Below are 16,009 nucleotides of genomic sequence, written 5' to 3' on the forward strand. Positions count from 1 at the left end.
AAATGGGGAGGTGGCAGCCCGAAGGGCTGACGGAGGGGTAATTGCGCGATTTCGCCATTTCCGAAAACCCCCGCGTCCAGGCGCAACTGGACCGCCTCGGCGCGCTCTCGCTCCCGCAGGGCCGTCTCGGCCTCGATACCGTGCGCGATATCTGCGCCCGCCTCGGCAATCCGCAGCGCCGCCTGCCACCGGTATTCCACGTCGCGGGCACCAACGGCAAGGGCTCGACCTGCGCGTACCTGCGCGCGATCCTCGAAGCGCAGGGCCTCGTCGTCCACACCGCCACCAAGCCGCACCTCGTGCGCTACAACGAACGCATCCGCGTCGCGGGCAAGCTCATCAGCGACGAAAGCCTCGCCGACCTGCTCGAACGCGTGCTCGATGCGTCCGCAGACCTTGGCCCCAGCTTCTTCGAAGTCACCACCGTCGCAACGTTCCTCGCCTTTGCGGAAACCCCGGCGGATGCCTGCGTCATCGAGACCGGCCTCGGCGGCAGGCTCGATGCCACCAACGTCCTCGAAAACCCTGCCGTCTGCGGCATCGCGACCCTCGGCATAGATCACGAGGCCTTCCTCCTCGTCCCCGAAGCCGGAACGCCGGAAGAGCCCCTCGCCCGCATAGCCTTCGAAAAGGCCAGCATCGCCAAGCCCGGCGCGCCACTGGTGGTGCAGAGCTATGCGGACAGCCCGCTCGCCAGCGTTCTCGCCACTGCCAGCCATATCGGCGCGCCGGTTGCCTTGCGCGGTCGCGATTGGTGGGCAGAAACCAGCGAAACCATCGCGTACCGCGACGCCAAGGGCAGCTTGAGCCTACCGCTCCCCACCCTCGCCGGCGCCCATCAGGCCGACAACGCCGCCCTCGCCATCGCCATGCTTCGCCACCAGAGCGCGGTTCCGGTCTCCCCCGAAGCCATGGCGAGCGGCATCCGCGCTGCCCGCTGGCCCGCCCGCCTCCAGCGCCTCGGTGCTGGCCCGCTCACCGCACTCGCCGGAAACCGCACCGTCTGGCTCGACGGCGGCCATAATCCCGATGCAGGCCAAGCCATCGCCCGCCACTTCGCGGACAGCCCGCCGCTCCACCTCGTGATGGGCATGCTGACCAGCAAAGACCCCAGCGCCATCCTGCGCCCCTTGGAAGGCAAGCTCGCCTCGGTCTCCATAGTCCCCGCCCCCGGCCACGATGCACACACGCCCGCAGACTTCGCCCCCTTCACCGCGCTGCCTGTGGCGAGCTTTGCCAATGTCGCGGACGCCCTCGCCGCACTGCCAGGCAAAGGCGATGTCCTGATCGCCGGCTCGCTCTACCTCGCGGGCGATGTGCTCAGGCGCAACGACGAAGCGCCGGACTGAGACGGGGCGCCAGCGTGCTTCGACAAGCTCAGCACGAGCGGGGGTGGTTCAACTGGAAAATCAAAAACCTCGCTCATCCTGAGCTTGTCGAGGGATCGCGCGCAGCGCCAGCCTCCCGCACCACGCGCACCCATTCGAGGCACACGAACAGCACCGCCACCAGCCCCGCCGCCGCCGTCCAGCGGAACACCGTGGCATAGCCGTAGAGATCGAACGCCTCGCCCGCGATCCCGCGCCCCAGCGAGCCGATCAGGAAGGTGAGCGAAGACATCAGCGCATATTGCACCGCCGTATAGCGCTTGGAGACGATGCCCGAGAGGTACGCCACGAAGGCCGCACCCGCGATACCGGTCGAGATGTTTTCGAAGCTGATCGCCAGCAGCAGCCGGATCATGCGCGGATCGAAGCCGAACAGGCCGAACAGCGCGTGCAGGCCCACCGCCTTGCCCACCGCATCGATATGCACCGCGCCTTCGGCGAGGTCGGCATAGACGAAGTTGCCCAACATCGGGAGGATCGCGCCGATCAGGATCGTCGGCATGCGCCCCAGCCGCAGGAACAGATAGCCGCCGAGGCTGATCCCCGCGATGGTCATGAAGATGCCGAAGAGCTTGGAGGCAAACGCCACCTCGTCCTTCGAATAGTGCAGGAAATCGAGGTAGAACGGGAAGGCGAAGCTCGACCACACGTTGTAGCACAGCGTGTAGGTGAGGATCATCCCGATCACCACCAGCACCCCCCAGCCGAGCCGCGCCACCAGTTCCGCCAGCGGGGCGATCAGCGCGACGTAGAGGTGGTTCGCCGCGGTGCGCACCGCCGAATGCCGCGTATCAGGCGCCGTCAGCACCGCGCGGCCCTGCGTGCGCATCGCATTGGTCACCGCCGCGACGAGCAGCGGAACCGCCACGGTCGCCAGCACGATCAGCGGGCCCATCTGGCGCGTGAAATCGCCTACCGAGGGGTGTTTCTCGCCCGGCCCCAGCGGGCTCAGCATGATCACCATGAAGCGCACGATTGTCGCGATTGCCCAGGCCCAGCTGGTGCCGACGATGAACAGCGCAATACCTCGCGCGCGCGGCGTCAATTCACCCGGCTGCGCCAGCGCGGCGTGGAGCGTGCCTTGCTCGGGGCGTGGTGTGTCGGGCGCGCGCAAGGTCACAATACCGATCAGCGCGATCAGCCCTGCCATCAGCAGATAGACCAGCGGCCATGACATCCGCCCCGCCAGCACCAGCGCCAGCGCACCGCCGACAATCGAGGCGATGCGGTAGCCGAACTGGTAGATCGAGGAGAGCAGCTCGACCGGCGTATCCTCGTCCGCGACATCGATGCGCCACGCGTCCACCGCCACGTCCTGCGTCGCGGAGGCCAGCGCGGCGAGGAACGCAAACAGCGCGAAGGTGCCGATGGCCTTGGCCGGATCAGTCAGCGCAAGGCCCACGAAGCCCAGAACCAATACGATCTGGCACAGTAAGATCCAGCTCTTGCGCCGCCCCAGCGCTTCGAGGCCGGGCAGCGCCATGCGGTCCACCAGCGGCGACCACAGGAACTTGAACGAGTAAGACAGGCCGATCCACGAGAGCACGCCAATGGTGGCAAGGTCGATCTTCACTTCGCCCAGCCAGGCGTTGAGCGTGCCGAGCAGCAGCGCATAAGGCAGGCCCGAGGCAAAGCCGAAGCCCAGCATCGTTGCCGACTTGCGCGTCGCCAGCGCCACCATCAGCAGCTTGAAGCCCTTCGGGCGCGGTGGCTTCTCAACCTCGGCGGCGCTCGATGCCATTCAGTTCCTCACACTTCCCCCTCCGTTCGTGTCGAGCGAAGTCGAGACACCGGGCGCGGCGTGCGGTGTCTCGACTTCGCTCGACACGAACGGGACTGGGGTATCCCTGGCCGAACAATGATCCGATATCGTAATCGGGCCATGCATTTACCTGCATGCTTAGCGCCAAATTGCGCTATGCCTAGCACCGGAGAGCGATGAAACCGGGGGAGAGCCGCGAAATGGCCACCACTGAAAGCACCAAGCGGCCCACCGATGGCCAGCTGGACCTCGCGCGGCTGGTGGCAGCAGGTGCGGGCCGCAAGGGCGCGGCCATCAGCCACGTGCCCGCCAGCGTCTATACCGATCCAGCCCACTGGGCGCGCGAAAAGGCCGCGCTGTTTGACCGCTTCCCGCAGGTCCTCGCGCCTTCCGCGCTGCTGCCCGATCCCGGCATGGCCGTCCCGCACGACGCGACCGGCAGGCCCCTGCTCCTCACCCGCGATGCAGCGGGCAAGGCGCATGTCTTCATGAACGTCTGCCGCCACCGGGGGACGCGGCTTGTCGAAGGCGGCGAGGTGCAATGCACCAAGCGCCTCGTCTGCCCCTATCACGCGTGGACCTACAGCACCGAGGGCAAGCTGCTCGCCCTGCCCCGCCCGGACACCTTCCCGGCGTTCGATCAATCCGCCCACGGCCTGATCGAATTGCCCAGCCTCGAAGCGGGCGGCCTTATCTGGTTCGCGCCGCAAGAGGCCGACTTCACTCTTGCGACAGCAATCAGCGCCGATTTCGCCGCCGCAGACCTCGCCTCGCATCACCTCTACGCTCGCCGCACGCACCGGGTCGCGTCCAACTGGAAGCTGATCATGGACGCGTTCCTCGAAAGCTACCACGTGCAGCGCCTCCACGCCCGCACCATCGGCCCCTACTTCAAGGACGGGGTGACGGCAGGCGACGAAGTCGGGCCGCACATGCGCTCGCTGGTCGGCCGCGCGACCGAACTCGAAGGCGTCGATCTGGCCGACTGGCCTGCGCTGCGCCGTGTCGCCACCTTTGCCTACCAGCTGTTCCCCGCCACGGTCATCGTCATCAGCCCGGACTACGTGAACCTGATGACGATCATGCCGCAGGCCCACGACCTGACGCTGGTCGAGGACTTCATGCTGATCGCCGAGGCACCGCAGACGGAAAAGGCCGAAGACCACTGGCGCCGCAGCTGGGACTTGCTCGACGGGCAGGTGTTCGGCTCCGAAGACTTCCGCGCCGCCGAACTCGGCCAGCAGGGCCTCGCAACCGGCGCCGTGCCCCAGCTTACACTTGGCACGCTGGAAGGCGGTATCCGCCGCTTCCACGAGATCTGCCAGCGCGAGATTGCCCTGCATGAAGGTTGATGACGCGCGGGCACGCGCAGCGTAAGGGGCAAGCCATGGCATTTCCCCCCAAAGACAGGAGCGGCCGCCCGGGAAGGCCCGCGGCTCCCAAACCTTACAAGACGCCCAAGGCAGCAGCCACGCCGCAGACCCGCGCCCCAGCCGACGACGGCACCCCGCGCGAAGGCGATCGCATCGCCAAGCTGCTCGCCCGCGCCGGGGTCGCCAGCCGCCGTGAGATCGAGCGCTATATCGCCGAGGGCCGCGTCGCGCTGGACGGCGAGGCGATCACCACCCCGGCCACGATCCTCAAGAACCTCAAGGGCGTCACGGTCGATGGCAATCCCGTCGCCGCCGCCGAACCGCCGCGCCTGTTCATGTTCCACAAGCCATCCGGGCTGATCACTGCCGAGCGCGATCCGACCGGGCGCCCGACGATCTACACCGCGCTGCGCAATGCCCTGCCGCCGGGCGCGGGCCGCGTGATGCCGGTCGGCAGGCTCGACATCAACACCGAGGGCCTGCTGCTCCTTACCAATGACGGCGAGCTCAAGCGTGCGATGGAACTCCCCGCCAATGCCGTCCCGCGCACCTACCGCGCGCGCACCTTCGGCGATGTCACGCAGGAGATGCTCGATGGCCTGATGGACGGCATCGAGATCGAAGGCGTGCGCTACGGCCCGATCAACGCCAACATGGAACGCAGCGCGGGCCGCAACAAGTGGATCGAGCTGACGCTCACCGAAGGCAAGAACCGCGAAGTCCGCCGCGTGCTCGAGCATCTCGGCCTCGAAGTCTCGCGCCTGCTGCGGCTGCGCTATGGTCCGTTCGATCTCGGCGAACTGCCGCGCGGCGCGGCGGAGGAAGTGCCGCAAGTCGTTGTAGAGCGCTTCCGCAAGGGCCTTGCGAGCGACAAGGCAACGCGTGACCAGCAGGCGATCCATGCCGGACGCGCGCCAGCCCCGCGCGCGCCGAAGCCTGCGCCTGAACCTGTGGCCAAGTCCGCGCCCGCAGGCCGCGCCCGCCCCGAACGCAAGCGCCTCTCGCCTGAAGCAGGGCAACTGGTCTCGAAGCCGCAGCGCCCGCAAAGACCGGGTGGCCGCCCGGGTCCACGTCCCGGCAACCGACCGCAGGGGAAGCGCTGATGCTGCGGATCATCGCCGGCACCTGGCGCGGCCGCAAATTGCAGGCCCCGGCAGGCGACACCACCCGGCCGACTGCGGACCGCACCCGCGAGACGCTGTTCTCGATGCTCACCAGCCGCCTCGGCAGCTGGGAAGACCTGACCGTGGCCGACTTGTTCGCGGGCTCGGGCGCGCTCGGCCTCGAAGCGCTCTCGCGCGGCGCGGCCAAGGCACTGTTCGTCGAGCAGGACCCTGCCGCCATCCGCGCGCTTCGTGCCAATATCGCCGCGCTCCATGCGCAGGCGCAGTGCGACGTGCGCGCCGCCTCGGTCCTCGCGCTCGGCCCCGCGCCGGCGCCGCTCGATGTCGTGCTGCTCGATCCGCCTTATGGCTCGGGCGCGGGCGCTGTCGCTATCGACCGGCTGCAGCGCCTCGGCTGGATCGGCCCTGGCACGTGGGTCAGCCTTGAAACGCATGCGGACGAGCCATCCGGCGTGCGCACGCTCGGAATCGATGCGGAGCGCAAGGTCGGCAAGGCAAGGCTGACCTTGATGCGAGTGGCGGAATAACCCCTCCGACCTGCCTTCGGCAGGCCACCTCCCCATTTGTGCTTCGCAAAAATGGGGAGGAATGAAACGATCCTCCCTGTTTTTCCCGAAGGGACAAACGGGGAGGTGGCCCGCGAAGCGGGTCGGAGGGGTTCTTACTGACGCGGCGCCGCCAGCACGCCGACCAGCGTCACCACGCCCGCCGCCGTCAACACCAGCCCCGTCCACATCACGCCGCCCTGCGCTGCCAGCCACGCCGCGCCAAGCGGCGCCAGCGCGCCGCCGACGATGCCGCCCAGGTTGAACGCCAGCGAAATACCGGTGTAGCGCACCTCGACCGGATAGAGCGACGGCAGCCACGCACCGATCGGGCCATAGCACAGCCCCATCACGAACAGCGCGGCCGAGAGCGTCAGGAACAGCACCGGCAGCGATCCCGCCGCCAGCCCGCTGCCAAAGCCGAGACCGACCAGCCCCGTGAGCGCCGCGCCGACCGCCATCACCGTACGCGGGGTGGTGGCATCCGACCACCAGCCGGAAACCACGATGCCGATGGCAAACACCACGTCCGCGCCCAGCTGGATCGCCAGCACCGTCTCGCGCGGGTAGCCGAGCGTCTTCGTGGCAAAGCCCAGCGCGAAGGTCGTCGCGAGGTAGAACAGCGCAAAGCACGCGATCACGCCCATGGTGCCCGCCAGCACCGCGCCGGGATGTTCGGCAAGCAGCTTGCCCAGCGGCACGCGCGGCGGCGGCGCAGCTTCGAGCGAGGCCTTGAACGCCGGCGTCTCGCCAATACGCAGACGGATCCACAGCCCGAGGATCACCAGCAGCGAACTTGCCAGGAACGGCACACGCCAGCCCCAGCTGAGGAAATCCGCCTCGCTGAGGCCGAGCCCCAGGAGGAGGAACAGGCCATTGGCAAACAGGAACCCGAGCGGGGCCCCGAGCGGCGCGGCAATGCCGAACCGCGCATCCCAGCCCTTCGGCGCGTTTTCCACCGCGAGCAGCGATGCCCCGCCCCACTCGCCGCCCAGGCCAAAGCCCTGGCCGAACCGCAGCAGGCAAAGCAGGGCCGGCGCCACCCAGCCCGCCACCGCGTAGCCGGGCAGAAACGCCACCAGAAACGTCGAGACGCCCATCAGCAGCAGCGAGGCCACCAGCGTTGACTTGCGCCCGATCCGGTCGCCGAAATGGCCGAACGCCACAGCCCCCACCGGCCGCGCAAAGAACGCGATCCCAAGCGTCATGAACACCAGCAGCGTCTGCGCCGTCGCTGATTTCTCGGGGAAGAACAGCGGTCCGATCACCAGCGCGGCCGCAGTGCCGAAGATATAGAAATCGTAGAATTCGACCGCCGTGCCGACGAGGCTCGCCAGCAGCACGCGCGCGTGGGTGCGCACCGGATGGGCTTGGCCAGACAGAAGGTCGGCAGGTGGCATCGGGCAAGCATCCGATCAATGGGAGGATAACGCCGGGCTTTGGGAAAAGCCGCTAGGTCAGGAGCAGGGTTATCGTCAACAAGCGTTGCTAGCGAAGGCGTGAGCAGGAGTGCAAGCAAAGGGAACCATGATGTTCGAATGGTTCGAGAAAAAGGCCCCGATCCGCCAGAAGCTCGACACGCTGCGGTTGATCACGCTGTTCCTCGTCTGCCTTTCAAGTCTAGGCGCCTTGCTGCCTTTGGGGGGCCTCGCCACCTCCGTTGCCCTGATGTTTCCGGCACTAGCGATCGTGCTGATGGCGCTTGTGATGAGCGCGGCCAAGCGGATGATCTGCGATCCTGCTGCCCGGCTCGAAGAAGCAAGCGCGGCCATGCAGCAGGTCACCACGCTGGTCAGAAAGAGCACCCATCAGGTCGCCGAGATCAATCGCGCCGTCTCCGAAGCGAACGGCGAGGCAGCCAATGGCGGCACCGTGGTGCAACGTGCGGTCGAAGCCATGACCGCGATCCAGCAATCCTCGCAAGCCGTTTCCCAGATCATCAGCGTGATCGACGGCATTGCCTTCCAGACCAATCTGCTCGCCTTGAACGCCGGGGTCGAGGCGGCCCGCGCCGGCGAAACCGGTCGCGGCTTCGCGGTCGTTGCCACCGAAGTGCGCGCGCTGGCCCAACGCTCCGCCACGGCGGCGCGCGAGATCGGTGAACTGATCTCCTCCTCCACCGGCCACGTCGAACGCGGAGTGCAACTGGTCAGCGAAACCGGAGAAGTCCTGCGCCACATCGTCGGACGTGTCGCCGAAGTCAGCACGCTGGTCGAGGGCATCACCGAATCCGCCCAGCGTCAGTCGCTGATGCTTTCCGAAGTCTCCGGCACGGTCAGCGAACTTGATCGCATGACCCAGCAGAATGCGGCCATGGTGGAGCAGAGCACGGCAGCCGCCCGTACGCTTGCCACCGTGGCCCAACAGCTCCGGGCGCAGACGACCCGGTTCCAGACCGGTGCCACCAAGGCGGCCCATGCGCGCGACGCGGCACCGGCGGCCCGTCCCCGGCGCAAGACTGCACCGCTGCCGGTCAGCGGCAATCTGGCTCTCAAACCTGTTGGCAGCGAGGACTGGGCCGAGTTCTAGAACAATTTTCAACCAATCCGGACTAAACTGATGGCATAGATTGCGCCATATCGATGAATTGACGCACGTCCCCACCACCGCATCTGGTCATGGCTGGAATATTCTTGCAGCAAGCCGTTAATCGATCTGCAACCACATCATGCTCATTAGGCAATACTGATATGGAGTATTGTCCCGGTGCAAGTGATCAAGATCATGTTTGCCGGATGCCTGATGGTTTGGCTGTTCACTGTCGCGTCCTGCGCCATGCTTGGCTACGGGACCACGGTGATGGTGAACTCGCTCGCCAACTCCGAAGCCGCCAAGAAGATTGCCCGCAAGGCGCGCGAGCGGGAGCTCCAGGAGCACAACGATCGGGACAACCGCGCGGCCTCGTACCATACGCGCGATGATTACTACGAAGAGTACATGGACAAATAAGTCGAACCGAGGCGCGCCGCCTCTTGCGGCGAGGGACGCTGTTCCCTAATCGTTCTCGAATGCATGCGCCCCCTTCGACCGAATCCGCAAATGCCTGGCTCGATGGCCTGAACCCGCCGCAGCGCGAAGCCGTGCTGACGACGGAAGGCCCCGTGCTCATGCTCGCGGGGGCGGGCACCGGCAAGACCGCCGCGCTCACCGCGCGCCTTGCGAACCTCTTGCGTTCGCGCCTCGCCTGGCCGTCGGAAATCCTCTGCGTAACCTTCACCAACAAGGCCGCGCGCGAAATGCGCGAGCGCGTCGGACACATGATCGGCCCGGCGGTCGAGGGCATGCCGTGGCTCGGCACGTTCCACTCGGTCGCCGCGAAGATGCTGCGCCGCCATGCCGAACTCGTCGGCCTGCAGAGCACCTTCACGATCATCGATACGGATGACCAGCTGCGGCTTTTGAAACAGCTCATCGTCGCGGAAGGCCTTGATGAAAAGCGCTGGCCCGCGCGCCAGCTGGCCGGTCTGATCGACCGATGGAAGAACCGCGGGCTTGGCCCAAAGGACCTCGACGCACTCGACAACGAGGCTTACGCCAACGGCAAGGGCGCGAAGTTCTACGCCCTCTATCAGGACCGCCTGCGCGCGCTCAACGCCTGCGATTTCGGCGATCTCACGCTGCATATGCTCACCATCTTCAAGCAGCACCGCGAAGTGCTGGAGAGCTGGCAGAACCGCTTCAAGTACGTGATGGTCGACGAGTATCAGGATACCAACGCCGTCCAGTACCTCTGGCTCCGCCTTCTCGCGCAGGGCCGCAAGAACATCTGCGTGGTGGGCGACGACGACCAGTCGATCTATTCATGGCGCGGCGCAGAAGTCGCCAATATCCTGCGCTTCGAAAAGGATTTTCCCGGCGCCAAGGTGATCCGGCTGGAGCAGAACTACCGCTCCACCCCGCATATCCTCGCCGCTGCCGGCGGGGTCATCGCGGAGAACAGCCAGCGCCTCGGCAAGACGCTGTGGACCGAGGTCAATGGCGGCGACAAGGTCCGCGTCATCGGCGTATGGGACGGCCCCGAGGAAGCCCGCCGCGTCGGCGAGGAGATCGAGCGGCTGGAGCGCGAAGGCGCGCCGCTCGACCGCATCGCCATCCTCGTGCGCGCCTCGTTCCAGACGCGCGAGTTCGAAGACCGCTTCATCCAGATCGGCCTCGCCTACAAGATCGTCGGCGGCTTCCGCTTCTACGAACGCGCCGAAATTCGCGACGCGCTCGCCTACTTGCGCGTCATCGCCTCCCCGCAGGACGACCTCGCGTTCGAGCGCATCTACAACGCCCCCAAGCGGGGGCTGGGTGACAAGACGCTGGAAAAGCTCCACCGCCACGCCCGCGCGCGCGCGATTCCGCTGGCCGCCGCCGCGATCGAACTTTGCGATACCGACGAACTCCCCGCCCGCGCCCGCGCCACGCTCGCCAGCCTGATGCGCGATTTCCTGCGCTGGCGCGACGGGATCGCCACGCTCACCCCCGCCGAACTCCTGCGCACCGTACTCGACGAGAGCGGCTACACCGCCGCGCTGCAGGCCGAAAAGAGTACCGAAGCCTCGGGCCGCCTCGAAAACCTCGTCGAATTGGCCCGCGCGATGGAGGAATACGAGACGCTCGGCGACTTCCTCGAACACGTCAGCCTCGTCATGGACAACGACGCGGCGGCGGATACCGAGAAGGTGACGGTGATGACCATCCACGCCGCCAAGGGGCTGGAGTTCGACAACGTGTTCCTCCCCGGCTGGGAAGAAGGCGTCTTCCCCTCGCAGCGCGCGCTCGACGAAGGCGGCCTCGCCAGCCTCGAGGAGGAACGTCGCCTCGCCTATGTCGCGATCACCCGCGCGCGCCGCCGCTGCACGATCCTCCACGCCGCCAACCGCCGCATCTACGGCCAGTGGACCAGCTCGATCCCCAGCCGCTTCGTCGGCGAGCTGCCGGCCGACCATATCGAGGAGGAAACCACCCTCTCCGGCGGCGCCTCGCTCTGGCGCGCGCAGTGGTCCGAACACTCGGATCCGTTCGCGCATGTCGCCAGCGCCAACCCCGCGCGCAACCTCACCCGCGGTCCCGGCTGGCAGCGCGCTGCGGCGACCACTTACGACCCCACCCCCAAACGCATCGCCGAACCCAGCCGCTCCGCCGCGAGCTTCGCCGCGAAACCCCGCACCGACATTTCCGTGGGCACCCGCGTGTTCCACGACAAGTTCGGCTACGGCACGGTCGCCGCGCAGGAAGGCAACAAGCTGGAGATCGATTTCGAGACCGGCGATCGGAAGCGGGTGATCGATAGCTTTGTGAAGGCGGCTTGAGGGGAAAGCGGATGAAGAAGTCGTTCCTTATCCTACTTCTTCTCGTCGCCAGCTGCACAAAGGGTGCCGAGTTTGACCGAGAGCGCTGGCTAAAGGCCGATCTCAGTGGTCGTGAACGTGCGAACATCATGCCCGATCTCGTTCGTAAGCATCGGCTCTATGGGATGACGCGAACCGAAGTTGTCGCCTTGCTTGGCCCTCCGACTCCAACGGACAAATGGGCTGGTTCTGACATGGTCTATGTTCTCGGTAATGACGGGAGCTTACTCCCAATCGACCATGCATGGTTGACCCTCACTCTAGACAAGCAAGAGCGTGTCGTGTCCTTCAAGCAAACAGTTGATTGACAAGATTCTGGATCACGAGACGCTCTGATCCTAGTGAACCTATATTGATATTTCTTCCGTCACCCCGTGCTTGACACGGGGTTAGGCTGTTCTTCCGGCACGGCGCTGAAAGAAGAAAAGCCAAGGCCCGGATCAAGTCCGGGCCGACGATCACTGCTGATATCAGCCTGCGTCAATCACCAAACATCCGTTCGTGTCGAGCGAAGTCGAGACACCACACACAGCACATCATGTCTCGACTTCGCTCGACACGAACGGGTGAATGAGAAGTGATTAAAGCGCCGAAACGCTGAGGAACCCCGGCACCGGCCCGTTCCACTCGCCCGGCTGCGAGGGCAGCTCCGTCAGCACGTCCTTGGGCGGACGCGGTTCATCCCGCCTTGCGCGGGGTGCTCGCACCGGGGCTGCTTCGCGTGCCGGTGTCTCCGCCAATTCGGGCGAAACCTCGATCTCGTCCACCGGCGCCGCCGCCTTGGGCGCACGCTCCCGCCGCGGTGCCCGTTCACCACGCGGCGCGCGCTCGGCCCGCGGCGCCTGCTCGCGCTTCTCGGCAGGCGCTGCCGCTTCCGGCTCGCCGCCTTCCAGCGTGAACACCGGGATCTTCATCCCCGTCAGCTTCTCGACGTTGGCGATGGCTTCCGCATCCTCGCTCGTCACGAAGGTAAACGCTCGTCCCGTCGCGCCTGCGCGGCCCGTGCGGCCGATGCGGTGGACGTAGTCGTCCGGGTGCCACGGCGTGTCGTAGTTGAAAACGTGGCTCACGCCCTTCACGTCGAGGCCGCGCGCGGCGACGTCGGACGCCACGAGGATCGAGATCACCCCGTCCTTGAACTTCTGCAGTTCGGCGTTGCGCGCGTTCTGGTCCATGTCGCCATGGATCTCACCTGCCGAAAAACCGCTCTGCTGCAAGCTCTTGGCCAGCTCGCGCACCGTCGTCTTGCGGTTGGCGAAGATGATCGCGGTGCCGACATTGTCGGTGCGCAGCAGGTGGCGTAGCGCCTCGCGCTTGCCGCGCGTGGAAACATGGATCTTGTGCTGGGCGATGTTCGAATTGTTCGAGGCCGGCCGCGCCACTTCGATGTATTTGGGATTGCTGAGGAACTTGTCCGCCAGCTTCTTGATCACCGGCGGCATCGTCGCCGAGAACAGCAGCGTCTGGCGCGTCGTCGGCAGACGCGAGCAGATCGTCTCGATATCCGGGATGAACCCCATGTCGAGCATGCGGTCCGCCTCGTCGATCACCAGCAGCTCGCAGCCCGTCAGCAGGATCTTGCCCCGCTCGAACAGGTCCATCAGCCGGCCCGGGGTGGCGATCAGCACGTCGACGCCGTCGGACAGCGCCTTGACCTGATCGCCCATCTGCACGCCGCCGATCAGCAGCGCCATCTTGAGATCGTGGTTCTTGCCATACTTCTCGAAGTTCTCGGCCACCTGCGCGGCAAGCTCGCGCGTCGGCTCGAGGATCAGCGAGCGCGGCATCAGCGCGCGGCGGCGGCCATGCGCGAGGATATCGATCATCGGCAGCACGAAGCTCGCCGTCTTGCCCGTCCCCGTCTGCGCGATGCCGATGATGTCGCGCATCATCAGCACCGAGGGGATGGCCTGCGCCTGGATCGCAGTCGGCGTGTCGTAGCCGGCGTCGGTTACCGACTGCAGCAATTCGTCAGACAGGCCGAGATCGGCAAATTTCATGTGGGCTGATGATCCGAAAAAGGGCGCGCAAGATTGTCCGACGCGCGGAAGGCGTGGCCATGTGGCGCGCCATCGTGGCCTCGCGCCTAGGCGCAAAGGCGGGCAAAAGTCAAGGAAATGGGTTACGGATGCGCAGGGTTTGCGCTCAATTCCCGTCGACCGGAACGTATTCGTGCACGTCCTTGAGCTTGCAGGTCGTCCCCGCACGCGAATGGATCGCATCGCGGCCGACGCAAAGCTGGCCGTCGCTCGTCTTCGACATGTAGAAACCCAGGTAGAAATCGCGTGCGCTGCAGGCCTTCTCGAGGCCCGCCGCGATCATCCGGCGGTCGCGCATGTAGAACATCAGCCGCCCGTCGGTGATCGGCTGCACGGCGGCGATGCCCATGGCCGGCATGCACTTGCCCGTCTTGCGCTCCCGGAATCGCGGCGCATTGGGCCGCATTTGCGGCAGGGTCGGCTGCAGTATCGGTTGCATCGGCTGCAGCGGCAGAATCTGCGGCGCAACCGCATTGCGCCCGGCATCGCGCGGCGTCACGCGGATGATCACCTGCTGTTCGATACGCACCTGGTCCCACACATCGCCCGCCAGCGGATTGACGGCGGCCCCGCCGGGCAAGGCGCCCTGCGGCCCCACGAGCAACGGCGAATCCGGCGGCAGCGTGGCCGCGGTCCAGATATCCTCCTCGCCCGCGGCATCGTCATCAAACAGCGCAAATGCGCTGCCATCTGCCGGAAGGCCCGGCAGGACCAGAGCGAAGCTCGCGAAGAGGCCGAATAACGTTGTCATGGCGACAGCAGAAGCAGCGTGGTCCCTCGAATCAGTGTTTCCGCCCTGACGGTTTTTTCGGGCATTCCATGCGCCCGGAGAATCGTCATCTCTCGGTAGCACTTCTGCTTGAACCCCCGCTTAACTCGGCTGGCAGAAAAAATGAATTGCCCGCTGCGGCCTGCCGGGGGTAGCCAGAGACATGTCGACCGAAATTGATCACAACGCCTTTGTCGCCGAAGCTGCCGAGCTGCTTGGGGCCCGCGGGTTCACCACCGATCCCGATCTCATGGCGCCATGGCTGACCGACTGGCGCGGGCGGTTCACCGGCCGGGCGCTCGCGATGGCCTCGCCGGCCTCGACCGCCGAAGTGTCCGATTTGATCAAACTTTGCGCGAAGCACCGCGTGCCGATCGTGCCGCAAGGGGGCAACAGCGGCATGTCAGGTGGCGCCACGCCCGATTGCGAGGGCCACGCCCTCCTGCTCAGCCTGCGCCGGATGAACACGATCCGCCGCCTCGATGCCGAAAACCGCATGGTCACCGCCGACGCCGGCGTTGTCCTGCAGACCCTCCATGAAGCCGCGGATGAAGCCGGCCTGCGCTTTGCCCTCACCCTCGGCGGCAAGGGCTCGGCCACGATCGGCGGCCTCATTTCGACCAACGCGGGCGGCACGCAAGTGCTGCGCCATGGCACGATGCGCGCGATGGTGCTGGGGCTCGAGGCGGTCATGGCGGACGGGTCGGTGCTCGATACGCTCACCCCGCTCAAGAAGGACAACCGCGGCTTCGATCTCAAGCAGGTGCTGATCGGCTCGGAAGGCACAATGGGTGTGATCACCGCCGCCACCTTGCGGCTGGAGCCCCGCATTGCCGGGCGCACCGTGCTGTGGGCGGGCCTTGCCTCGCTGTCCGACGCGCGCGCGCTGTTGCTGCATGCCGAGAGCATTGCCGGGCCTGCACTCGAGGGGTTCGAAGTCATGCCGCAACATTCGCTGGCCGCGGTGCTCGATTATCTGCCGGGCGCACGCGCGCCGCTGGCTGAGCCGCATCCGTGGCATGCGCTGATCGAGCTGGTCGCCGAAAGCGATGCCGCCGCCGAACGCCTGCCTGACCTCGCCGAAACCATGCTCGCCTCGGCGTTCGAAGTCGGGCTCATCGCCGATGCCACGATCAGCACGAGCGAGGCCCAGGCCGAAGCGTTCTGGGCGCTGCGCGATGCGATTGCCCCGGCCGAGCGGGCGCTGGGCCCTGCCGTCCAGCATGACATCAGCGTGCCGACGCAACTGATGGCCCAATTCGTCGAGCATGCCGTCCCGCTGCTCGAAGCGGCCTGGCCCGGCACTCGCGCGGTCGGCTTCGGGCATCTCGGCGATGGCAACATCCACTTCCACGTCCTCGCGCCGCAAGGCGTCGATCCGGCCGCCTGGCAGCAGGGCGACGGCAAGGCGATCAGCGCGCAAGTCCACGATCTCGTGACCCAATGGGGCGGCTCGATCTCCGCCGAGCACGGCATCGGTCAGTTGAAGCGCGACGAACTGGCCCGGCTGGGTGACCCGGTTGCGCTGTCCATGCTGCGCCAGATCAAGGCCGCGCTCGATCCGCAGGGCCTGCTCAATCCCGGCAAGCTGGTCTGACGAAAAAATTCCCGCTGTGTGACAGCCGCGTTGCAGCCGGCCTTGCGCAGCCCCGGTACAATCCCTAAACGGCGCG

The 16,009-nt window shown here is 66.4% G+C and carries 13 protein-coding genes; 9 read left to right on the top strand and 4 right to left on the bottom strand.

From position 1 onward, the window contains the following. Nucleotides 1-41: 41 nt before the first annotated feature. The gene (locus tag NDB2M1_RS00655) at nt 42-1,349 is read left to right on the top strand and encodes a bifunctional folylpolyglutamate synthase/dihydrofolate synthase (RefSeq protein ID WP_072378672.1); all 1,308 of its coding nucleotides are present in this window, start codon (nt 42-44) and stop codon (nt 1,347-1,349) included. A gap of 73 nt (nt 1,350-1,422) precedes the next feature. Here NDB2M1_RS00655 and NDB2M1_RS00660 read toward each other — a convergent pair whose 3' ends face one another. Then, on the bottom strand, nt 1,423-3,129 hold the full coding sequence (locus tag NDB2M1_RS00660) for an AmpG family muropeptide MFS transporter (RefSeq protein WP_072378674.1): 1,707 nt from the start codon (nt 3,127-3,129) through the stop codon (nt 1,423-1,425). A gap of 221 nt (nt 3,130-3,350) precedes the next feature. On the opposite strand from NDB2M1_RS00660, the gene NDB2M1_RS00665 reads away from it, so the two are divergent. The 3 genes from NDB2M1_RS00665 to rsmD are packed head-to-tail and all read left to right on the top strand — an operon-like array spanning nt 3,351 to nt 6,174. After that, on the top strand, nt 3,351-4,502 hold the full coding sequence (locus tag NDB2M1_RS00665; RefSeq protein WP_072379968.1) for an aromatic ring-hydroxylating oxygenase subunit alpha: 1,152 nt from the start codon (nt 3,351-3,353) through the stop codon (nt 4,500-4,502). Nucleotides 4,503-4,537: 35 nt separating this feature from the next. Beyond that, on the top strand, nt 4,538-5,626 hold the full coding sequence (locus tag NDB2M1_RS00670) for a pseudouridine synthase (protein ID WP_083554654.1): 1,089 nt from the start codon (nt 4,538-4,540) through the stop codon (nt 5,624-5,626). After that, on the top strand, nt 5,626-6,174 hold the full coding sequence (gene rsmD / locus NDB2M1_RS00675; RefSeq protein ID WP_072378676.1) for a 16S rRNA (guanine(966)-N(2))-methyltransferase RsmD: 549 nt from the start codon (nt 5,626-5,628) through the stop codon (nt 6,172-6,174). Before NDB2M1_RS00670 ends, rsmD begins: the two co-directional genes overlap by 1 nt. A 134-nt stretch (nt 6,175-6,308) precedes the next feature. On the opposite strand, the gene NDB2M1_RS00680 is transcribed toward rsmD, so the two are convergent. Then, nucleotides 6,309-7,592, bottom strand: a complete 1,284-nt coding sequence (locus tag NDB2M1_RS00680) for an MFS transporter (protein WP_054122433.1) — start codon at nt 7,590-7,592, stop codon at nt 6,309-6,311. Nucleotides 7,593-7,722: 130 nt separating this feature from the next. Between NDB2M1_RS00680 and NDB2M1_RS00685 the strand changes: the two genes are divergently transcribed. From NDB2M1_RS00685 to NDB2M1_RS00700, 4 genes are all read left to right on the top strand, one after another. After that, on the top strand, nt 7,723-8,721 hold the full coding sequence (locus NDB2M1_RS00685) for a methyl-accepting chemotaxis protein (RefSeq protein WP_253185735.1): 999 nt from the start codon (nt 7,723-7,725) through the stop codon (nt 8,719-8,721). Between the two features lie 183 nt (nt 8,722-8,904). Next, nucleotides 8,905-9,141, top strand: a complete 237-nt coding sequence (locus tag NDB2M1_RS00690; protein ID WP_143146570.1) for a hypothetical protein — start codon at nt 8,905-8,907, stop codon at nt 9,139-9,141. 59 nt (nt 9,142-9,200) lie between these two features. After that, nucleotides 9,201-11,489 (top strand): ATP-dependent helicase, encoded by a 2,289-nt coding sequence (locus NDB2M1_RS00695; RefSeq protein ID WP_072378680.1) that lies wholly within the window; start codon nt 9,201-9,203, stop codon nt 11,487-11,489. An 11-nt stretch (nt 11,490-11,500) separates the two neighbouring features. Beyond that, entirely contained in the window at nt 11,501-11,836 is a 336-nt protein-coding gene (locus NDB2M1_RS00700) for a hypothetical protein (protein ID WP_072378682.1), read from the top strand. A gap of 273 nt (nt 11,837-12,109) precedes the next feature. On the opposite strand, the gene NDB2M1_RS00705 is transcribed toward NDB2M1_RS00700, so the two are convergent. Further along, on the bottom strand, nt 12,110-13,528 hold the full coding sequence (locus NDB2M1_RS00705) for a DEAD/DEAH box helicase (protein WP_072378684.1): 1,419 nt from the start codon (nt 13,526-13,528) through the stop codon (nt 12,110-12,112). 145 nt (nt 13,529-13,673) lie between these two features. Further along, on the bottom strand, nt 13,674-14,318 hold the full coding sequence (locus tag NDB2M1_RS00710; protein ID WP_072378686.1) for a hypothetical protein: 645 nt from the start codon (nt 14,316-14,318) through the stop codon (nt 13,674-13,676). Between the two features lie 181 nt (nt 14,319-14,499). Here NDB2M1_RS00710 and NDB2M1_RS00715 point away from each other — a divergent pair, with 181 nt between their 5' ends. Further along, entirely contained in the window at nt 14,500-15,933 is a 1,434-nt protein-coding gene (locus tag NDB2M1_RS00715) for an FAD-binding oxidoreductase (protein WP_072378688.1), read from the top strand. Nucleotides 15,934-16,009: the final 76 nt, after the last annotated feature.

It is taken from the genome of Novosphingobium sp. NDB2Meth1 (assembly GCF_900117425.1).
Lineage (GTDB): Bacteria > Pseudomonadota > Alphaproteobacteria > Sphingomonadales > Sphingomonadaceae > Novosphingobium.